Source organism: Phenylobacterium koreense (assembly GCF_040545335.1).
GTDB classification, from domain to species: Bacteria; Pseudomonadota; Alphaproteobacteria; order Caulobacterales; family Caulobacteraceae; genus Phenylobacterium; species Phenylobacterium koreense.
Window position 1 is genome coordinate 1,601,362 of the sequence record NZ_JBEPLU010000001.1, and the last position, 19,778, is coordinate 1,621,139.

Annotated in this window: 15 protein-coding genes and 1 riboswitch; of the genes, 8 read left to right on the plus strand and 7 right to left on the minus strand. The window is 69.4% G+C overall.

Annotation, left to right across the window (positions count from 1 at the left end; all coding sequences use genetic code 11):
* The 3 genes from rlmN to ABID41_RS08050 all read left to right on the plus strand — a co-directional run bounded on the left by rlmN (position 1) and on the right by ABID41_RS08050 (position 2,498).
* The gene (rlmN, locus tag ABID41_RS08040) at positions 1-1,173 is read left to right on the plus strand and encodes a dual-specificity RNA methyltransferase RlmN (protein WP_331929899.1); all 1,173 of its coding nucleotides are present in this window, start codon (positions 1-3) and stop codon (positions 1,171-1,173) included.
* Positions 1,174-1,234: 61 nt separating this feature from the next.
* Complete coding sequence (locus ABID41_RS08045) at positions 1,235-1,663, plus strand: DUF350 domain-containing protein (protein ID WP_331929897.1); 429 nt, start codon at positions 1,235-1,237, stop codon at positions 1,661-1,663.
* A 4-nt stretch (positions 1,664-1,667) separates the two neighbouring features.
* Entirely contained in the window at positions 1,668-2,498 is an 831-nt protein-coding gene (locus ABID41_RS08050; RefSeq protein ID WP_354297398.1) for a S1 family peptidase, read from the plus strand.
* A 20-nt stretch (positions 2,499-2,518) separates the two neighbouring features.
* Here ABID41_RS08050 and ABID41_RS08055 read toward each other — a convergent pair whose 3' ends face one another.
* The gene (locus ABID41_RS08055) at positions 2,519-3,991 is read right to left on the minus strand and encodes a helicase HerA-like domain-containing protein (protein WP_354297399.1); all 1,473 of its coding nucleotides are present in this window, start codon (positions 3,989-3,991) and stop codon (positions 2,519-2,521) included.
* A gap of 246 nt (positions 3,992-4,237) precedes the next feature.
* On the opposite strand from ABID41_RS08055, the gene ABID41_RS08060 reads away from it, so the two are divergent.
* Positions 4,238-5,374, plus strand: coding sequence for an AI-2E family transporter (locus ABID41_RS08060; RefSeq protein WP_331929473.1), 1,137 nt, complete (start codon positions 4,238-4,240; stop codon positions 5,372-5,374).
* Between the two features lie 190 nt (positions 5,375-5,564).
* Complete coding sequence (locus ABID41_RS08065) at positions 5,565-10,397, plus strand: NAD-glutamate dehydrogenase (RefSeq protein WP_435529983.1); 4,833 nt, start codon at positions 5,565-5,567, stop codon at positions 10,395-10,397.
* A gap of 213 nt (positions 10,398-10,610) precedes the next feature.
* Here ABID41_RS08065 and purH read toward each other — a convergent pair whose 3' ends face one another.
* The 4 genes from purH to ABID41_RS08085 all read right to left on the minus strand — a co-directional run bounded on the left by purH (position 10,611) and on the right by ABID41_RS08085 (position 16,099).
* Complete coding sequence (gene purH, locus ABID41_RS08070; protein WP_331932228.1) at positions 10,611-12,203, minus strand: bifunctional phosphoribosylaminoimidazolecarboxamide formyltransferase/IMP cyclohydrolase; 1,593 nt, start codon at positions 12,201-12,203, stop codon at positions 10,611-10,613.
* A 25-nt stretch (positions 12,204-12,228) separates the two neighbouring features.
* Positions 12,229-12,313: riboswitch (ZMP/ZTP riboswitch) on the minus strand.
* A gap of 57 nt (positions 12,314-12,370) precedes the next feature.
* Entirely contained in the window at positions 12,371-14,089 is a 1,719-nt protein-coding gene (locus ABID41_RS08075) for a heparinase II/III family protein (protein ID WP_354297400.1), read from the minus strand.
* A gap of 4 nt (positions 14,090-14,093) precedes the next feature.
* A complete protein-coding gene (gene rpe, locus ABID41_RS08080) occupies positions 14,094-14,756 on the minus strand; it encodes a ribulose-phosphate 3-epimerase (RefSeq protein ID WP_354297401.1) in 663 nt (220 codons plus the stop codon).
* Positions 14,757-14,815: 59 nt separating this feature from the next.
* The gene (locus ABID41_RS08085) at positions 14,816-16,099 is read right to left on the minus strand and encodes an RsmB/NOP family class I SAM-dependent RNA methyltransferase (protein ID WP_354297402.1); all 1,284 of its coding nucleotides are present in this window, start codon (positions 16,097-16,099) and stop codon (positions 14,816-14,818) included.
* 83 nt (positions 16,100-16,182) lie between these two features.
* Here ABID41_RS08085 and ABID41_RS08090 point away from each other — a divergent pair, with 83 nt between their 5' ends.
* Positions 16,183-16,392 (plus strand): DUF1674 domain-containing protein, encoded by a 210-nt coding sequence (locus ABID41_RS08090; protein WP_354297403.1) that lies wholly within the window; start codon positions 16,183-16,185, stop codon positions 16,390-16,392.
* A gap of 249 nt (positions 16,393-16,641) precedes the next feature.
* Complete coding sequence (locus ABID41_RS08095) at positions 16,642-17,328, plus strand: DapH/DapD/GlmU-related protein (protein WP_354297404.1); 687 nt, start codon at positions 16,642-16,644, stop codon at positions 17,326-17,328.
* Positions 17,329-17,335: 7 nt separating this feature from the next.
* Here the strand turns inward: ABID41_RS08095 and pyrF are convergent, their stop codons facing one another.
* The gene (gene pyrF / locus ABID41_RS08100; protein ID WP_354297733.1) at positions 17,336-18,028 is read right to left on the minus strand and encodes an orotidine-5'-phosphate decarboxylase; all 693 of its coding nucleotides are present in this window, start codon (positions 18,026-18,028) and stop codon (positions 17,336-17,338) included.
* Between the two features lie 103 nt (positions 18,029-18,131).
* Here pyrF and ABID41_RS08105 point away from each other — a divergent pair, with 103 nt between their 5' ends.
* On the plus strand, positions 18,132-18,824 hold the full coding sequence (locus ABID41_RS08105) for a MarC family protein (protein ID WP_331930870.1): 693 nt from the start codon (positions 18,132-18,134) through the stop codon (positions 18,822-18,824).
* Between the two features lie 29 nt (positions 18,825-18,853).
* On the opposite strand, the gene ABID41_RS08110 is transcribed toward ABID41_RS08105, so the two are convergent.
* The gene (locus tag ABID41_RS08110) at positions 18,854-19,657 is read right to left on the minus strand and encodes an SDR family NAD(P)-dependent oxidoreductase (protein WP_331930868.1); all 804 of its coding nucleotides are present in this window, start codon (positions 19,655-19,657) and stop codon (positions 18,854-18,856) included.
* Positions 19,658-19,778: the final 121 nt, after the last annotated feature.

Consider the following 19,778-nt stretch of genomic DNA (forward strand, 5'->3'; position numbering starts at 1 on the left):
TTGGGCGTCACCCTTGATCTTTCGCGTGGGCCGGCGACCCCGGTCGTGGCGGCCAAACCGAACCTCTCGGGCCTGACCCGCAAGGCCCTGGCCCAGGCCCTGGTCGACGCGGAAGTCGTGCGTCCGGACAAGGCGAAGATGCGCGCCTCCCAGCTCTGGCGCTGGATGCACCATTACGGCGTCACCGACTTCGCCGCCATGACCGACGTGGCCAAGGAAACCCGCGCGGCGCTCGCCGAGGCCTTCACCCTCGCCCGCCCGGAGGTGGTCGAGCGCCAGGTCTCCAAGGACGGCACCCGCAAGTGGCTGATCCGCATGGCGCCGGGCATTGAGGTCGAAACCGTCTACATCCCCGACGTCGGCCGATCGGGCGCGCTCTGCGTCTCCAGCCAGGTCGGCTGCACGCTCAACTGCACCTTCTGCCACACCGGCACCCAGGCCCTGGTCCGCAACCTGAGCGCCGCCGAGATAGTCGCCCAGGTGCAGGTCGCCCGCGACGACTTGGCCGAATGGCCCTCGCCCAAGGAGGATCGCCGGCTCTCCAACATCGTCTTCATGGGTATGGGCGAGCCACTCTACAATCTCGACAACGTCGCCGACGCCATCGACATCATCGCCGACGGCGAGGGCATCGCCATTTCCCGCCGCCGCATCACGGTCTCGACCTCCGGCGTCGTGCCCGAGCTGACGGCCCTGGGAGAGCGCACTCAGGCCATGCTGGCCATCTCCCTGCACGCCACCAACGACGACCTGCGCGACGTTCTGGTGCCGCTGAACAAGAAGTACGACGTAGCCACGCTGATGGAAGGCATCCGGAATTATCCGGGCCTTTCCAACACCCGCCGCGTCACCTTCGAATACGTGATGCTCAAGGACGTCAACGACAGCCCGGCCGAGGCCAAGGCCCTGGTCAAGCTGCTCAAGGGCATCCCGGCCAAGATCAACCTGATCCCGTTCAACCCCTGGCCAGGCACGAACTACGGCTGCTCCGACTGGGCGGCGATCGAGAGCTTCGCGGCCATCCTGAACCGCGCCGGCTACGCCTCGCCGATCCGCACGCCGCGGGGCCGCGATATCCTCGCCGCCTGCGGCCAGCTCAAGTCCGAAAGCGAGAAGCTTCGCGCCAGCGCCCGTCGCAAACTTGCGTCAGATGCGCCGGAGGCCATTGCCTAGGTTTCGCCGGTCCGTGCTAACCATTCGGCCTTAAATCTTACAGTCACGCCGACGGGGTTCCATGCCGCCGCAACTGCAGTCCCCGGAGATCCAGGCCTTCGCCAACGGCTTTCCGATCGCCCTCATGCATATCGGCGTGACGGTGGCGATCCTGTTCCTGGGCGTCTTCATCTACATCCTGCTGACGCCTCACCGCGAGATCACCCTGATCCGAGAGGGCAATTCCGCCGCCGCCTTGTCGCTGGGCGGGGTGATGGTCGGGCTCGCCATCCCGCTCGCCGCCTCTCTCGCCGGATCGACCTCGGCCCTTGAGATCGGCATGTGGGGTGCGGCCTGCGTCGCCCTCCAGCTCCTGGTCTTCCGTCTGATGGACATGCTGCTGCACGGCCTGCCCCAGCGCATCCAGGAGGGCGAGGTCGCGGCTGCGGCCCTGCTGGTCGGCGCCAAGCTCGCCACGGCGCTGATCATCGCCGCAGCCATGGCCGGATGAGGCCATGCACTTTCCAAGGCTTCCTGACTGGCTGGTCTATGCGGCGGTGGTGCTGGCCCTGCTGATCGCCGCCATCGGCCGTCAGGAGCGGGCGGACGCCCCACCGGCGCCCCCGCCTGTGGCCGGCGACGGCCAGCCGCTCGGCCCCGCCTCCCCCTTCGACCCGCAAGTCGTGGTGGATGTGCCGGGCCAGGCCGAGCCCGGCGTCGGCACCGCCTTTTCCATCTCCGAGACTGGCGTCTGGATCACCGCGCGCCACGTGGTGGACGGCTGCACCCAGACCGCCATCCTCGTCGGCGACGGCCGCGGGGTGGAGGCCCATGTGCGGATCGACCCGCGCGGGGAAGCGGCCATTCTCACCACCGAAGGCGGCGCGCCGCCTCTGCCGCTCGGTCTCAACCTGCCCCTGCATCGAGGCGATCGGGCCTTCCATCCGGGCTTTCCCCAGGGCGAACCGGGCGAAGCGACCTCGCGCCTGCTGGGTCGCGAAAATCTTGAGGTGCGCGGGCGCGGCGCCCGCACCGAGCCGGTCCTGGTCTGGGCCGAGACCGGCCGCACCGATGGGCTGGAAGGCACCCTCGCTGGGCTCTCCGGGTCGCCGGTCCTCGACGGCTCCGGTCGGGTGGTTGGCGTGACCGTGGCCGAGTCCCCGCGGCGCGGCCGAATCTACACCACCTCACCCGAGACGGTGGTCGCGGCCCTCACCGCCACCCGCCAACATCCGGACAAGTTCGCCCTCGGCGAGCCGATCACCACCGACAATTACGGCCGGGTCGCCGACACCCTTCGGCGCGACCTGCGCGTCGCCCAGGTCATCTGCCTGCGGACATCCTGACGCCTGGCGTCGCCCAACTCCTACCGCCGCTTCAGCCCGCCCAGGAGGCCGCGCATCAGCTCGCGGGCGATCGTGGTTCCGGCCGTACGCAACAGCGACTTGGTGAAGGCCTCGCCCATGGACTGGCGGTTGGAGGCGCGCGGGCGAGGAGCCGCCGGCGCGCGCCCGCGGGGCTCGGCCTCCACCGGTTCCGGCGCCTTGGCCGCGGCGGCCGCCGCGGTGTCGGCCCGCGCCTTGAGCATCTCGAAGGCGCTGTCGCGGTCCTTCACGGTGTCATACAGCCCCTTCACTGGGCTTTGCGCCATCAGCGCCGCCCGCTCGGCTGGGGTGATCGGCCCGAGACGCGAAACCGGCGGCCGGATCAGGGTCTTCTGCACGACGGTCGGCGCGCCCTTTTCGTCCAGCACGCTGACCAGCGCCTCGCCGACCCCCAGATGCTGGATCGCGTCGGCGGTGTCGAACGCGGGGTTCGTGCGGAAGGAGTTCGAGGCGGCCTTCAGCCCCTTCTGCTCGGTCGGCGTATAGGCCCGCAGGGCGTGCTGAATCCGGTTGCCGAGCTGACCCAGCACTTCCTCGGGGATGTCCGCCGGGTTCTGGGTGACGAAATAGACCCCGACCCCCTTGGAGCGGATCAGCCGCACTACCTGCTCGACCTTTTCCAGCAGCGGCTTGGGCGCGTCGCGGAATAGCAGGTGCGCTTCGTCGAAGAAGAAGGCCAGGCGCGGCTTTTCCGGATCGCCCACCTCCGGCAGCTCCTCGAAGAGCTCGCTCATCAGCCACAGGAGGAAAGTCGCGTAGAGCCGCGGGCTGGCGATCAGCTTGTCGGCGGCCAAAATGTTCACATAGCCGCGCCCCGAGCCGTCGGTGCGCATGAGGTCCGAAAGCTGCAGGGCCGGTTCGCCGAACAGGCCCGCCCCGCCCTGGTCTTCGAGCACCAGCAGCTTGCGCTGGATGGTCGCCACGGTGGAGGCCGAGACGTTGCCGTATTTGGCGCCCAGCTCCTTCGCGTTCTCGGCCGCGAAGCTCAACGCCGCCTGCAGGTCCTTCAGATCCAGCAGCAGCAGGCCCTCGTCGTCGGCGGCGCGGAACACCACTGTCAGCACGCCCTCCTGCACGTCGTTCAATTCGAGCATGCGGGAGATGAGCAGCGGGCCCATCTCCGAGACGGTGGCCCGGATCGGATGGCCCTGCTCTCCGAACAGGTCCCAGAATACGGTCGGCGCCGCCCGTGGATCGAGGGTCAGGTCCATCAGCTTGGCCCGTTCCTCGAACTTGGCGTTCGGGGCTCCAGGGGCGGCGATCCCGCAGAGGTCGCCCTTCACGTCGGCGGCGAACACCGGCACCCCGGCGTCGGACAGGCCCTGGGCCAGCACCTGCAGGGTGACGGTCTTGCCCGTGCCGGTCGCGCCCGCCACCAGGCCGTGCCGATTGGCCCGGTCGAGCCGCAGAAGCTCAAGGTGGTCCGAAAAACCGATCAGCACGCCATCCGACATGGTCCGCTCCGCAAACAGGATCCTGGCGCCGAAGCTAACCGGACGCCGGTCCAGCTTCCACCGATCTTCCTCGGCTGGAAACCTGTTGCCGAATTTTGTTCGGAATAGGTGAGGCTTGGCCGCAGTTACGCGTCTTGACGGCATGGACCCTCCCCATCTTGCGAAAACCAGGGTAGGACGTGTCCAAATTGACGCAGCAGGCCCCGGGACCGACAGTTCTAGGGATCCGCTGCAGCAAAAGAATCCATGCCCGCTCCAAACCTCGAGTCACACACTGTCCGCGTCTCGCTGGTCGCCCTCGCGGTGATCGCGACAGGCGCCGCCCTTTACTGGTTGCGAGGCATTCTGACGCCGCTGGCCCTGGCGGTGTTCCTGGCGGTGATGATCGACGGCTTCGCCCGCGTCCTGAAGGCGAAGCTGCCTTTTCTGGGCCCGAAGACCGCGCTGGCGGCGGCGATCGTGCTGCTCCTGCTGCTATTCGGAATCTCGGTGCTGGTGATCGCCGACAACGCCAGCGCCTTCATCAGCCAGATCAGCGCCTACACTCCCAAGCTCAACAACCTGATCGCCCAGATCGCCGGTTTGCTGGGGGTCGAGGTGCCGCCGACGATCAACGAACTGGTCGCCCAACTGAACCCCAGCGCCTATCTGGCGAGCTTCGCCCGCGGGCTGCAGGGCTTCGCCTCGGACGCGTTCTTCGTCCTAATCTATCTCGGCTTCATCATCGCCTCGCGTCGGGGCTTCCAGCGCAAGGTGGTCGGGCTCTTCCCCCACCACGCCGAACGCAACGAGGCCATGCAGGCCTTCCGCCGAATCCGCGACGGGGTCGAGCGCTATCTGTGGGTTCAGACCGTCACCGGCCTGATGATCGCCATCGGTTCCTGGATCGCGATGTTCGCGGTCGGCCTGGACAACGCGGTCTTCTGGGCCTTCCTGATTTTCATCGCCTCCTACATCCCGGTGATCGGCGGGGCGATCGGCATCCTGGCGCCGCCGGTCTTCGCCCTGATCCAGTTCGAAAGCTTCTGGCCGGCGATCGTCCTGTTGGCGGTGCTGCAGTCGATCCAGTTCGTGGTCGGCAACATCGTCCTGCCGCGCATGCAGGGCGACAGCCTGAACATGGACCCGATCGTCGTCCTCTTGAGCCTGGCCTTGTGGGGACTCATCTGGGGGATGACCGGGATGTTCCTCTCCACGCCCCTCACCGTCATGGCCATGGTCATACTGGCCCAGTTCGACGGCACCCGCTGGCTTGCGGTGCTGCTGTCCTCCGACGGCGAGCCGGACAAGCTGCGCGACCGCGCCGCCGCCGGCGCGCCTCACGAACCCCCGACGCCAGAACGGCGTTCCCGCCCGTCACGCAAGCGTGAAAACAAAAGCTGAAAACCAAGGCCTTCAACTTGTTCGCTTCCTCCCTATCTAAGGACCGTTCGGGTCCCCCCCGAAACATTGGCGGCTCAGGCGTCAGCCCCCGCCGCTGCGAGCCCCAAGCGCTCTGCCTTCCCCCCCAGGGCGGAGCGACGCGCCGCCGGACTCTCTCCTCCGGCGGCGCTCTCGCAGGGGGGGTGTTCCAATGAGCAAGCGACCCAAGCTGACCACGGCCCAGCGCGGCTTGGTCACCGCCTTTATGGCGCTCGCAGGCGAGACGCCCGCGGCCCACGACTTCGTCTCCCAGGCCGCCTGGGACGTAGCTCCCGACGAGCTTCCCGAGATCAGCGCCAAGGCCCTGGCGGCTGTCCTCGCCGACTTCTGGGCCTGGACCGAGACGCGCAAGGGCGCCGAGCCGGTGATCCGCCTCGCGCCGGTCGACGGCGCCGCCAATCTCGAGCGTCTCGAAATCCTGCAGGACGATGCGCCGTTTCTGGTCGACAGCGTGATGGGCGAAATCGCCGAGCAGGGCCTCTCCGTCCGCGCCTTGTTCCACCCGGTCGTCGAGGTGGCCCGGGACGCCAGGGGCGCCCGCCGGGCCGACGGCGACACCCGCCGCGAGTCCATGATCCAGGTGATCCTGGAGCGGGTGGGCTCCGACCGCGAGGACACCCTGATCGCCGGTCTCAAGATCGCCCTCGCCGACGTCCGGGCCGCGGTCGACGACTTCCCCGCCATGCTGGCCCTGATGGCTCGGACCATCGACGAACTCGAATCCGCCCCCGCAACCCCCGGCCGCGAAGAGGAGCTCGAATTCCTCCGCTGGCTGCGCGACGAGCACTTCGTCTATCTTGGCGCCCGGGTCTACGAGTACCCCCGCCTCAAGGACGGCGGCTACGCCAAGGAAGAACCGCTCTACCAGCCGCAGGACGGTCTCGGCGTGCTGCGTGATCCGGCCCGCACCGTGCTGCGCCGTTCCTCCGAGCCGGCCCTGCTGACCGCCCAGGTCGCCGCCAACATAGCCGCCGACCCGGTCACCGTGGCCAAGTCGAACCTGCGCTCGAAGGTCCATCGTCGCGGCTACATGGACTATGTCGGGGTCAAGCGTTACGGCGCCGACGGCAAGCCCTCCGGCGAAGTCCGCTTCGTCGGCCTCTTCACCTCCGAAGCCTATGACGAGCCCGCCCACGGCGTGCCGCTTATCCGCGCCAAGGTCGCCCGGGTCCTCGACCGCGCCGGCAAGGCCCCCAGCGCCCACAACGAAAAGCGCCTGCGCAACATCCTGGAGACCTATCCCCGGGACGAGCTTTTCCAGGCTTCGGAAGACGACCTGCTGGCCGCCTCGCTCGGCATCCTGCACCTCTACGACCGGCCGCGCGTGCGGCTGTTCGAGCGGCGCGACCCCTTCGACCGGTTCGCCTCGGTCCTGCTGTTCGTTCCCCGCGACCGCTACGATTCCGACCTGCGCGTCCGCGCCGGCGAAATGTTGGCCGAAGCCTATGAGGGCCACGTCTCCGCCTACTACCCTGCCTTCCCGGACAGCGCGCTCGCCCGGGTGCACTTCATCATCGGCGTCCAGCCGGGCCACCATGCCGAGCCGAACCTGAAAGAGCTCGAAGCCCGGATCGCCGCAGCCTCCCGCACCTGGGCCGACCGCTTCGCCGCCGCCGTCCGGGCCTCGGGCCGGGCCAGCGCCGAGGTCGCCGACATGGTCGGCCGCTACGGCGAGGCCTTCACCGCCGGCTATCGCGAACGCTACGACGCCGTCGAGGCTCTGGCCGACATCGCCATCATCGAGAGCCTGACCCCTGACGAGCCGGTCCGCATCCGCGCCTTCCGCCGCGCCGCCGACTCCAGGACCCAGCTCCGCTTCAAGCTCTATCGCCCGGGGTCCCCGGCCCCCCTCGCCGACGTGCTGCCGATCCTGGAGAACATGGGCCTCAAGGCCATGGTCGAGAACGGCCATCCGGTCATGCCGGCCGGCGGCCGGCGCGTGTGGGTCCACGAGTTCGAGCTCGACGACCCGAACGGTGAGCATCTCGTCTTCGAGGACGTGAAGACGGCCTTCGAGGACGCCTTCACCGCCGTCTGGGCCGGCGCCACCGAGAACGACGGCTTCAACCGCATGGTGCTGGAGCTCTCGATCTCCTGGCGCGAGGCCGCCCTGATCCGCGCCCTGGCCCGTTACCGCCAGCAGTCGGGGCTCGATCCCAGCCAGCGGGTGCAGGAAACCGCCCTTTCCAACTATCCGGACGTGGCGCGCCTGATCCTCGACCTCTTCCGCGCCAAGTTCGATCCGGCCGCCGGAGGAGACCTCGCCCAGCGCGCCGACAAGGCCGCGGCGCTGATGGACGAAATCATCCAGGCCCTGCAGCATGTGGACAGCCTGGACGACGACCGGGTGCTGCGCCGCCTGGCCCAACTTGTCGGCGCCATCAAGCGCACCAACTACTACCAGCGCGGCGAGGACGGCCGCCCCAAGCCCTATATCAGCTTCAAGGTCGCCTCCGGCGAGCTGGCCGATCTGCCGCTCCCCAAGCCCTATCGCGAGATCTTCGTCTGGGCGACGCACATCGAGGGGATCCACCTGCGCTTCGGCCCTGTCGCCCGCGGCGGCCTGCGCTGGTCCGATCGCCGCGACGACTTCCGCACCGAGGTGCTCGGCCTGGTGAAGGCCCAGCAGACCAAGAATGCGGTTATCGTCCCAGTCGGCTCCAAGGGCGGCTTCTATCCCAAGCAGCTTCCGAAGGGCGCAGCGCCGGACGTCGCCCGCGCCGAGGCGATCCGCGCCTATACGACCTTTCTCCAGGGTTTGCTGGACGTCACCGACAACCTCGACCCCGAAGGCAAGGTCGTCCATCCGCAGGACGTGATCATCCATGACGGCGACGATCCCTATCTGGTCGTCGCGGCCGACAAGGGCACCGCCACCTTCTCCGACATCGCCAACGACGTGGCAGAATCCTACGGCTTCTGGCTGGGCGACGCCTTCGCCTCCGGCGGCTCGGCTGGCTACGACCACAAGGAGATGGGCATCACCGCCCGGGGCGCCTGGGAAGCGGTCAAGCGCCACTTCCGCGAGCTGGGCAAGGACATCCAGTCCGAACCCTTCACCGTGGTCGGCGTGGGCGACATGTCGGGCGACGTCTTCGGCAACGGCATGCTGCTGTCGCAGCAGACCCGCCTGCTGGCCGCCTTCGACCATAGGCACATCTTCCTCGACCCGAACCCCGACGCCGCCCGCGCCTTCGCCGAGCGCCATCGGATGTTCGAACTGCCGCGCTCCTCGTGGGACGACTATGACCGCAAGGCCATCTCCAAGGGCGGCGGCGTCTTCTCCCGCGCCCTGAAGTCGATCCCGCTCAGCCGCGAGGTCAAGGCGATGCTGGGCGTCGAGGCCGACAGCCTCTCCCCGGCCGAGCTGATGACCGCCATCCTCAAGGCGCCGGCCGAGCTGCTCTATCTCGGCGGCATCGGCACCTATGTGAAGGGTCAGCGCGAAAACCATACGGATGTCGGCGACAAGGCCAACGACTCCGTGCGCATCAACGGCGCCGACCTGCGGGTCAAGGTGGTCGGCGAAGGCGCCAATCTCGGCCTTACCCAGGCCGGCCGCATCGAGTTCGCCCTGGCCGGCGGGCGGGTGGAGACGGACGCCATCGACAACTCCGCCGGCGTCGACTCCTCCGACCACGAGGTGAACATCAAGATCCTCACCGGCATGCTGGAACGCACCGGCGTGCTCGATCGGACCAGGCGCGACAAGCTGCTGAAGTCGATGACCGAAGATGTGGCCACCCACGTCCTGGCCCACAACTACGATCAGACCCTGGCCCTCTCGCTGATGGACCTGGATGCGGCCGGCGAGCTTGAGCCGCACGCTCGCTACATGGCTCATCTGGAAAGCCGAGGGCAGCTCGACCGCGCGGTCGAGGGTCTGCCCGACGCCAATGCCCTGGCCGAACGCGGCCAGGCCGGCAAGGGCCTGACCCGTCCGGAAGAGGCTGTGCTCCTGGCCTATGGCAAGCTGGAGCTGAAAGGCGACATGGCCCACAGCCCCGTCGCCGATGACCCTTACTTCGAAGACCTGCTGGAGGGCTACTTCCCCAAGCCCCTGCGCAAGTACGACGAGGCCCTGCGCCGTCACCGCCTGCGGCGCGACATCATCGCCACCGTGGTCGCCAATGACGCCATCAACCGCTGCGGGCCCTCTTTCCCGACCCGGCTGATGGCCGCCGCCTCCTGTGACGTCACCGCCTTCGTCACCGCCTATGAAGCGGCCAAGGCGGTGCTCGGTCTCGTTCCCCTGTGGGATCAGGTCTCGGCGCTGGACGGCAAGGCGCCCGCCGCCGGCCAGATGGCGCTTTATCGGCGCCTAGCCTACACCCTGCGCGGCGAGACCTTCTGGCTCGCCCGCCGGGCGGCGCGTGGCGGCCAGGGCGTCGAGGCGTTGGTCAAGCGTTATGGCCCCGGCGCAGCCACGCTCAAGAAGCTGATCCCGGACATCCTCTCCCCAGTGGAGCGACAGGCCCTGGAAGCCCAGGTCAGCCGCCTGACCACCGCCGGCGCGCCGGAGGCTCTGGCTCGCCAGGTCGCCAACCTGCAGCCGCTGACGGTGGCCGTGGACCTGGTCGATCTGGCGGACGCCTCGGCCTGGCCGCTGGCCGACGCCGCGCGCCTCTACCAGCAGGTCGGCCGGACCTTCGCCTTCGACCGCCTCCGCGCGGCCGCCGGCGGCTTCACCGCCGGAGACTCCTTCGAGCGCACCGCCGTCCGTCGGCTGATCGAGGACCTGCTCGCCGAGCAAGCCTCCGTCACCCGCGGCGTCATGACGCTCGCCGACGGCCGCGAAGCCGGCAAGACCGAGGAAGTCGCCCTGGCCGCCATCGATTCCTGGGCGGCCCGGCGCCGGGACGTCGCCGACGCCGCACGCAAGGCCGTGGAGGAGATCGAAGCGGCTGGCGGCGCCTGGTCCTTCGCCAAGCTCACCATCGCCAACGCCGCCCTGCGCGAACTGGCGAACGTCGAGGCGAAGTAGAACGAAGAAGCCCCGGCGCAGCCGCGCCGGGGCTTCTAGGTCCCAGTGTCATCCCGGTTTCGGCCATTGGCCGAAGACCGGGACCCATACACACCAGATCCCTCAGGACCGACCAGACGGCGCCGTCTTCGTCGCCGCAGCGCATATGGGTCCCGGTCTTGCTTCACAAACCGGGATGACACCCTCTTTCGAGCAGAGCCCTTCCCGTCAGTCCTAGTGCCGGAACACCCGCACGCCGGTGAAGACCATGGCGATGCCGCGCTCGTCGGCTGCCTCGATCACCTTGTCGTCGCCGATCGAGCCGCCAGGCTGGATCACCGCGGTGCAGCCGGCGTCGGCCGCCTGCAGCAGGCCGTCAGGGAACGGGAAGAAGGCTTCGGAGGCGCAGGCCGAACCCTTCAGGTCGAGCCCGAAGTCAGCCGCGCGCAGGGCCGCGATCCGGGCGGAGTCCTTGCGGTTCATCTGGCCGGCGCCGACGCCCAGGGTCTGGCCGCCTCGGGCGTAGACGATCGCGTTCGACTTCACGTGCTTGGCGATGGTGAAGGCGAACAGCATGTCGCGCACTTCCTCGTCGGTCGGCGGCCGCTTGGTCACCACCTTGAGGTCCGCCGGCGTCAGGCGCGCGGTGTCGCGGCTCTGCACCAGGAAACCGCCCGCCACCGAGCGGAAGGTGTCGCCCGGCGCATAAGGATCGGGCAGGCCGCCGGTGGTCAGCAGGCGCACGTTCTTCTTCTTGCGGAACAGGGCCACCGCCTCTTCGTCGGCGTCAGGGGCGATCACCACCTCGGTGAAGATCTCCAGAACCTTGGCCGCGGTGGCCGCGTCCAGCCCGGTGTTCAAGGCGACGATGCCGCCGAAGGCGCTGGTCGGGTCGCAGGCCAGGGCCCGCTCATAGGCCTCCAGCAGCGAGCCGCCGGTCGCCAGGCCGCAGGGGTTGGCGTGCTTGATGATGGCGCAGGCCGGGGCCACGGCCGGGTCGAACTCGGCGATCAGCTCATAGGCCGCGTCGGTGTCGGCGACGTTATTGTAGCTGAGCTCCTTGCCCTGGAGCTGCTTGGCGGTGGCCACGCCAGTCCGCGGGTTGGCGAAACGGTAGAATGAGGCCTTCTGGTGCGGGTTCTCGCCATAGCGCATGGTCTGGACCAACTCGCCGGCGAAGGCGCGGCGGCGCGGCGCCTCCTCGCCCAGTTGGGCCGCAAACCAGGACGAGATGGCCGCGTCATAGGCGGCGGTGCGGGCATAGGCGCGGGCCGCCAGCGTCTTGCGGAGGGCCAGGGTCGTGCCGGCGCCTTCCTTGAGTTGCGCCAGAACCTCTTCCAGGTCGGCCAGCTCGGTGCAGATGGCGACGTAGCCGTGGTTCTTGGCCGCCGAACGCACCATGGCCGGTCCGCCGATGTCGATATTCTCGACGCAGTCCTCGAACGATCCGCCCTTCGCCACAGTCGCCTCGAACGGATAGAGGTTCACATAGACGATATCGATCGCGCCGATGCCGTGGTCGGCCATGGCCTTGGCGTGCTCGGCCGCGTCACGAACACCCAGCAAGCCGCCGTGCACGATCGGGTGTAGGGTCTTCACCCGCCCATCCATCATCTCGGGGAAGCCAGTCAGGTCGGAGACGTCCTTGACGGGCAGGCCGGCGGCCTCGATCGCCGCGCGCGTGCCGCCGGTGGACACCAGCTCGACGCCGGCCTCGGCCAGCGTCTTGGCCGCCTCGATCAGGCCGGTCTTGTCGGACACCGAGATCAGGGCGCGCTTGGGCGCGACGCGATCGGGAGCAGGCGGGAAGTTCGGGGCGGCGGGCACGGCAGTCTCCTTGAGCGTTTCAAAAGGAAATTGCCCAGGCGAGCGGCATGATGAGGCCCCGCGCTCCCCGGTGGTCGCCCACCTTGATTTCGCCAGTCACGCGGAACGGCGCGGACTTAGGCCCGTAACGCCGCGCGGTCAATGCGGCTCAAGTGTCGTCACGGCCGCTATCCCTTCCCCGGCGCGGCGCTGGTCAGCTTCCAACGCACCCTGGCCCCGCTCTCGGCCCTCGCCTGGCCGCGCAGCACCACCTGCTGCGCCCGGCGGGCCTTGCCATCCTGGAAATAGACGCTGGTCTCGATGTCGGCCGATTGGGCGTCGTTGCGCAGCCACCAGCCGTGGTCGTCCTCGGCGGCCCGCAGCAGCACGCTCTTGCCGTCGCGCGCCAGGCTGGCGCTGACGTCCGGGTGCACCTGGAAGCGGATCTTGAAGGGGATAAAGCGCCGCCCCTCCTCGCCCTGGCCTTGGGGATCGACCGGGACGAGGGCGTCCTCGCCGCGCAGTTCGTCGGCGGCGATGTCCAGATAAAGCCGGCGCTCATGCTTCATGCCGAAACGCCTGACCCAGCCGTCGTGAGAAAGTTCCACAAGCAGCGCGCCCTCGGCCTCCTGCCGGCGAACCTCCACGGTCTCATAGGCGCCCACCAGCCGCGGTCCCAGCGTGGCGGCGCGGAAGCCTCGCAGCGGCTCGCCGCAGGCCGCGTCGGCGATGGAGAGCGTCGAGGAGGCGTCCACCAGGCGCAGGGCCTGCGGACCGGCCGCCTCCGGCGACCAGGCGCTGGCCGCGATCAACCGCCGTCCGTCCGCCAGCAGCTCCACGGCCAAAGGCTGGGCGCAGGCATTGATGCTCCAGGCCCCGCTGGCCGGAGGCGCGGCGTCCACGAAGACCTGCAGGCTGCGCCCGTCCAGGCGCTGGTATCCGTTTCGCGAGGCCGGCGGTGGGGATCCGCTCTCGGCGGCCCCCGCGGCGGCGACATAGGCCTTGGTCCCGGCCTCGCCGCCCTGCAGCTCCGGCAGCGCGCCGTCCGCCAGGGTAAAGAATCGCACCGCGCCAGAGAGCCGGTCGATCGCCCGCAACAGGCTCTCGGGCGCACCTTGGCCGCGCTGCACCAGGGCTTCGTCCAGTGCGCGCAGATCGAACAACAGCTCGAGCGCCGAGCGCGGGCAGCGCTTGGCGTGGCCGCCGTCCGGCTGGACCGTCACCGGCAAAGCCTGCTCCAGCTTCGCCAGGCCGAGAGCAAGCAGTTTCTCGCCCGCTTCGCCGCTTAGGGCCGTCCCGGCGAGGGCCGCGACGCAGGCCCGCTCGGCCGCCCGCACCGGCCCGTCGGCGACGCCGACCAGGTGCCGCGCCTGCCGGGCCAGGTCGGAGACGATCACCGAAGCTTCCATGTCGGAGGCCTGGGCGCAGATCGTCTTGGCGCCGCAGGCCAGCTCGAACACCCGCCGCTCCAGCACCGGCGGGCTCCAGGAAAAGGCGTTCCACCGTCCGAACAGCTCACGCCAGCCCAAGGTCAGGCGCAGAGCCTCTGCCGCGCCTTCCTCGCCCAGCACGAGCAGGTCGCGCATCCAGTCGAAGCCGTGCAGGCCGATGGCGAAGCCGTGGCTGGGACTCGGCCGGTCCCAGGGATCGCCGCGGATCCCGGCCTCCATGACCGCGCCCGAGAACAGGAAACGTCCGGCCAGGATCTGCCGCCCCGCCTCGGGGCTGGCCGGCCGGAAGTCCCTGGCCGCGATCGCCAGGCCCTCAGGCGTGGGCCTCGCCAGCAGCCAGCGGTGCAGGGGCGAGCCGGCCCAGTCGCGCCGGACCTGGCCGTACGCACCCTTGAAGAGGGCCAGGCCCCACAGCCCGCCCGGAGAGTTGGAGATCGCCGGTGTGGCGCCGGCCACCCGGTCAGCCGCCCTTCAGGGCGCGGATGTTGTCGGCGTACTTCGAAGGCCCGCCGCGGAACACCGCCGTGCCGGCCACCAGGGCCGTGGCGCCGGCGGCGACGCACAGCGGCGCCGTCTCCGGCGTCACCCCGCCGTCCACTTCCAGCTCGATGTGCTTGCCGCTGGCGTCGATCATCTTGCGCAGCGCCTCGATCTTGCGGAGCTGCGAATGCATGAACTTCTGGCCGCCGAAGCCGGGGTTGATCGACATCACCAGGATCAGGTCGATCTCGTCCATCATCCACTGGATGACGCTCGGATCGGTCGAGGGATTGAAGACCACACCGGCCTTGGCGCCCAGTTCGCGGATACGCTTGAGGCTGCGATTCAGGTGCGGGCCCGCCTCCGGATGCACGCTGATGATGTCGGCGCCCGCCTCGCGGAAGGCTTCGAGATAAGGGTCGGCCGGCGAGATCATCAGGTGCACGTCGAAGGGGATCTTCGCGTGCGGGCGCAGGGCCTTCACGATGTCCGGGCCAAGCGTGATGTTCGGCACGAAATGGCCGTCCATGACGTCCACGTGCACCCAATCGGCGCCGGCCGCCTCGATGGCGGCGACCTCCTCGCCCAGGCGCGCGAAGTCCGACGCCAGGATGGACGGAGCGATGATCGGTGCGGAGGTCATGTGTCTCGACTTAGCCAAGGGTTGAGAAGGGAACAAGAAGGTCGCGGCCTTGTGAAGGCCTAAGCCCGGCGCCTGAGCCGGGCGACATAGAAGCCGTCCTGCCCGCCCGCCAGATGATGCGGCAGCAGGCGCAGGGTCCCGTCCGCCAGCCGGCTGGCCTCCGGCGCGCCAGCCTCTCCGGGCGCGACAGGCGCCAGTTCGAACTCCGGCTGGCGCGCCAGGAAGCCGGCGATCTGGGCCTCGCCCTCCTCCGGCTCCAGCGAGCAGACGCAATAGACCAGGCGCCCGCCAGGCTTCACCCGCCGGGCCGCTGAATCCAGCAGCTTGGCCTGCACCCCGGCCAAGGCGGCCACGTCGCCCGGCCGCGCCGCCCACAGCACGTCGGGGTGCCGGCGATAGGTGCCGGTGGCGCTGCAGGGCGCGTCCAGCAGCACGGCGTCGAAGGTCCGCCCGTCGTCCCACTCGCCTGCGTCAGCGGCCACGATCTCGGCCTTGAGGCCCATGCGCTCCAGGTTCTCCCGCGCCCGGCCCAGCCGCGCGGCCGACCGGTCCACCGCCACGACCTCGGCCCCGGCCGCGGCGAGCTGCAGCGTCTTGCCGCCTGGCGCGGCGCAGAGGTCCAGTGCGCTCTCGCCCGGCCTTACGTCCAGCAGCCGGGCGGGGATCGCCGCGCTGGCGTCTTGCACCCACCAACGGCCCTCGCCATAGGCCGGCCAACCGGTGACCTCGCCCTTGCGCGCCGTGCGCAGGGCGCCGCCAGGAAGGATCTCCGCCTCCAGCGCCTGGGCGAGCTCGGCGGCATCCGCCGCCGACTTCAGCGAAAGGTCGGTGGCCGGCTCCTGCGCGATCAGCGCCGCCATCGCCCGGGCCGCTTCGACGCCATAGGCCGCGGTCCAGCGCGCATAGAGCCAGGGCGGGCACAGCGCCTCCGGGTCGTCCAGCACCGGCGGCTCGCGCAGCAGGCCACGCAGCACCCCGTTCACCAGACCCTTGAAGGCCCGGGTCGAGGAATGGCTCGCCGCCAAGTCGACACTGGTGGTCACCGCCGCGAAGGCCGGCGTGTCCATCAGGAAGGCCTGAGTCACCCCGATCCGCAGGATGTTGCGCACGGCCTCGGGCGGTGGCTTGGCCAGCCGCGAGTCCAGCGCCCGCTCGATCGCACCCAGCCGGCGCAGCGTCGCCATGGCCAGCGCCATCGCAAACCCCCGGTCGCGGAGGGCCAGGTTGCGGAAGGCCGGTCGCGCCAAGGCCTCCTCCAGCCCGGCGCGGCGGGCGAGAGCTGCGGAAAGGATGTCGATGGCGGCCCGGCGCGCGGGCAGGCCGATGTCACGGTCTTCGGTCACAGGCGCGGCGTGCCCTCATCCGGGCCGCAAGGCAAGCGGCGATACGCCCCTGCGGGCTGGCGCCGCGCCCCGCGAGGGCTTAGATGCCAGCCATGAGCCAAGACCTTCCGCCCCACGCCGCTCCCGGCAAGGAGCTCAGCCCCGCCGCTCGCCGCGCCCTGGAAGAGGCCGCCGCCCGCCGCGCCGCGGAAGCTGCGGAAGCCGAGCGCCTGGCCGAACTCGGCGGCCCCAAAGGCCCCGAGCCCACCCGCTTCGGCGACTGGGAACGCAAGGGTATCGCCGTCGATTTCTAGAAGCTCTGATGCTCCCCCGCTGGGGAAGTTGTCGGCGAAGCCGACTGAGGGGGCTCCCCGCCACGGGCGGGATCGCTTCGCGGCCTCCTCCGTCTCGCCTTTGGCGATCCAGCTCCCCAAACGGGAGGATCGACAGTACGAAACCTCGACAAGCGCCCACCTGATCCGCTGAGCGGGCGGCGACCTCGTCACCCCCGCGTCACCGCGCCTGCTTAGCTTCCGCGAACTCATTTTTCGCGGAGATTTCCGATGCTGCGCCTTGCCGATCACCCGCTGGAGCCCGGCGATCGCTATTTCGAGCGCTACTCCGCAACCGCCGCCGGCGAGCGGCTCGATCCGTCCGAGCCCGCGATCAACCCAGAGGCCAGCGTCCACGACTGCGTGCTCGGGCCCTGGACGCGCGTCGGCGCCCGCACCAGCCTGTCCGAAGTGACCATGGGCGCGTTCAGCTACATCGTGAACGACGCCTCGGCGAACTATGCGCAGATTGGCAAGTTCTGCTCCATCGCCCGCGACGCCCGGATCAATCCCGGCAACCACCCGACCTGGAAGGCGGCCCAGCACCACTTCAGCTATCGCGCCGTCTCCTATCGTCTCGCCGAGGCCGACGATCAGGAATTCTTCGAGTGGCGCCGCAGCCATCGGGTGGTGCTCGGGCACGACGTCTGGATCGGCCATGGCGCGACGGTGCTGCCGGGCGTGACCATCGGAACCGGGGCGGTGGTCGGCGCGGGCGCGGTGGTCTCCAAGGACGTACCGCCGTTCACCATCGTCGGCGGCGTGCCGTCCCACCCGATCCGCGAGCGGTTCCCTAAGGCCGTGCAGGACGGCTTGCTGGCCCTGGCCTGGTGGGACTGGCGCCACGAACGCCTGGCGGACGCCCTGGAGGACTTTCGCCGCCTGGACGCCGACGCCTTCGTCGCAAAGTACAGCTAGGCGCGGCTCACGCCGTCGCCATCTCCTGAACCACCCGCAGGGCCGCCTCGCGCGGATCGTTGGCCGCGGTGATCGGGCGGCCGCAGACGATGTGGCTGGCGCCCGCGCGCAATGCGTCGGCCGGGGTTGCGGCGCGGGCCTGGTCGTTCTTGGCCGACCAGTCGGGGCGCACGCCCGGGGTCACCACCAGGAAGCCCTTGCCGCCGATCTGGCGCGCGAGGGCCGCCTCGTGCGGGCTGGCGATCACCCCGTCCGCGCCGGCGGCGATGGCGTGATGGATGCGGCGCTCCACCAGCGAGCGGGCGCTTTCGGAGAAGCCCATCTCCACCAGGTCGGCGTCGTTCAGGCTGGTCAACACCGTGACGCCCAGGACCTTGAGGTCCGAGCGCCCCTTGCCTCGCACTGCGGCCTCCAGAACCTGGGGCTCGGCGTGCACAGTCAGGAAATCGCAGCCGGCGTCCGCCAGCACCGCGGCGGCGCGCTGCACCGTCGTTCCGATGTCGTGCAGCTTCCAGTCCAGGAACACCTGCTTGCCCTGGCCCTTCAGATCCCGCGCCAGGCCCATGCCGCCGCCGGTGGCGAACAGCTCCAGGCCGATCTTGTAGAAGCTCACCGCCTCGCCCAGCGCCTCGGTGACGCGGCGAGCCTCGTCCACGGTCGGCAGGTCCAGGGGGACGATCAGGCGCGGGTCGGCGCGCACGGCGAGGTCAGCAAGGGCCATGGCGGCCTCCTTGTCATGCAGGCGTGCTGCCGCTCCCTTGCGGGATGTCGGCGGACGCGGCGAATTGGGCTAAGACGCTTGCATGAGCCAGTGGGACTTCGCCGTCAACTTTTTCGTCGCCCTGTTCGCGCTGATCGACCCGATCGGCAACGTTCCCCTGTTCGCCGCCGCCACCAGTGGCGTGAAGAGCAGGGATACCCGGCTGATCTCCGTCTATATCTCGCTCTTCGTCCTCGGCTTCCTGACCTTCTTCTATTTCTCGGGCCTGGCGCTTCTCGAGTTCTTCGGGATTTCCCTGGCCGCCTTCCGGATCGCTGGCGGAGTGATCCTCTTCCTGCTGGGCCTGGAGATGGTTCGCGACGACTTCACCGCCACCTTCACAAACGCCGTCGATGAGGGAAGCCCGGCCACCACCGACTCCAACAGCGCCCGCCGCCGGTTCGAACGAATGATCGTCCCGTTCGCCATGCCGTTGCTGATCGGGCCGGGGGCGATCTCGACGGTGGTCATCTACGCCAGCGAGGCCAAGCAGTTCGGCCTAGCCGGCGCGGCGGTGGGGGTGGCGGTGATCGCCGCCCTGGCCCTGGCCGTAATGCTCTGCTTCTGGGCCACACCGCTGATCACCCGCATCCTCGGCCGCATCGGCCTGACCATCGTCGTCCGGGTGCTGGGCCTCATTCTCTGCGCCCTGGCCGTGCAGTTCGTGCTCGCTGGGATCGCCGAATCCACCGCCGGGGTGATCCTGCGCGAGGCCGCAGCGCCCTATTCGAACTAGAGACTTCGTCTCCCATGCGCGACGAGGGCTCAGACCTTCCCGCGAAACCTCGGCCCCTGCGAGGCCATTAGCGCCAGGGCCCACTCGTCGGGCAGCATCTTCGCCGTCGCGGCGATGGCCTTGTTCGGCGCGCCCGGAACGCAGATCGGGCGATTGGCTTCGGCCGCCTCGTAGCCTGCCGCGGCGACCTCGTCGGCGCCCAGCCACATCCAGGGCGGGGCGCTGCGGCTGATCTGCTCGCGTGTGTCGTTGACGTCGTGAAATTCCGAATAGGTGAACCCCGGGCAGAGCGCGCTCACATGCACGCCACTCGCCAGGTTCTCCAGGTGCAGGCTCTGCGAGGCCTTGATCAGATAGCTCTTCACCGCGCCATAGAGCGTGGCTCCCGGCGAGCCGGGGATCAGTCCCGCCAGCGAGGCGACGTTGACGATCCGCCCGAACCGCCGCTCGACCATCCCCGGCAGCACCCGATAGGCCAATTCCGTCGGCGCGGTGAGCATCACCCGCAGGAAGGTCTCGTGGGTCTGCCAGGAGGATTCGAGAAAGCCGCCCGTCACCCCGTAGCCGGCGTTGTTGACCAGCGCGTCGACGCTGCGGCCATGGGCCGTCAGATGCTGCAGCATCTGCTCCGGCGCGCCCGGATCGGCCAGATCCGCGGGAACCACCAGGGTCTCCACCCCGTGCGCCAGCCGGATTTCATCGGCCAGCCGCTCCAGGCGCTCGGCGCGCCGGGCGGTGAGGGCCAGGTCATAGCCGTGACTGGCGTAGATCTTCGCAAACGCCGCGCCGATTCCCGCCGAGGCTCCCGTCACCAGCGCCAGTCTGCGGTCCATTTGGGCCCCTTCTCCCACAAGCATGGCCGAAGGTGGCGAAAGCAGGCTCAAGGTCAAGCGGGCGGCGCGTTTTCGCTTGCCCGCCGCCGGGCGACGGTATCAGGTCGCGATTGTACCCTGG

Excerpts from the sequence above, each read along its gene's own strand:
- ABID41_RS08095 (WP_354297404.1), top strand. The coding sequence starts at position 16,642 with ATGCTGCGCCTTGCCGATCACCCGCTGGAGCCCGGCGATCGCTATTTC.
- ABID41_RS08050 (WP_354297398.1), top strand. The coding sequence starts at position 1,668 with ATGCACTTTCCAAGGCTTCCTGACTGGCTGGTCTATGCGGCGGTGGTG.
- ABID41_RS08060 (WP_331929473.1), top strand. The coding sequence starts at position 4,238 with ATGCCCGCTCCAAACCTCGAGTCACACACTGTCCGCGTCTCGCTGGTC.
- ABID41_RS08110 (WP_331930868.1), bottom strand. The coding sequence starts at position 19,657 with ATGGACCGCAGACTGGCGCTGGTGACGGGAGCCTCGGCGGGAATCGGC.
- ABID41_RS08065 (WP_435529983.1), top strand. The coding sequence starts at position 5,565 with ATGAGCAAGCGACCCAAGCTGACCACGGCCCAGCGCGGCTTGGTCACC.
- rpe (WP_354297401.1), bottom strand. The coding sequence starts at position 14,756 with ATGACCTCCGCACCGATCATCGCTCCGTCCATCCTGGCGTCGGACTTC.
- ABID41_RS08105 (WP_331930870.1), top strand. The coding sequence starts at position 18,132 with ATGAGCCAGTGGGACTTCGCCGTCAACTTTTTCGTCGCCCTGTTCGCG.
- ABID41_RS08055 (WP_354297399.1), bottom strand. The coding sequence starts at position 3,991 with ATGTCGGATGGCGTGCTGATCGGTTTTTCGGACCACCTTGAGCTTCTG.
- ABID41_RS08045 (WP_331929897.1), top strand. The coding sequence starts at position 1,235 with ATGCCGCCGCAACTGCAGTCCCCGGAGATCCAGGCCTTCGCCAACGGC.
- ABID41_RS08090 (WP_354297403.1), top strand. The coding sequence starts at position 16,183 with ATGCCAGCCATGAGCCAAGACCTTCCGCCCCACGCCGCTCCCGGCAAG.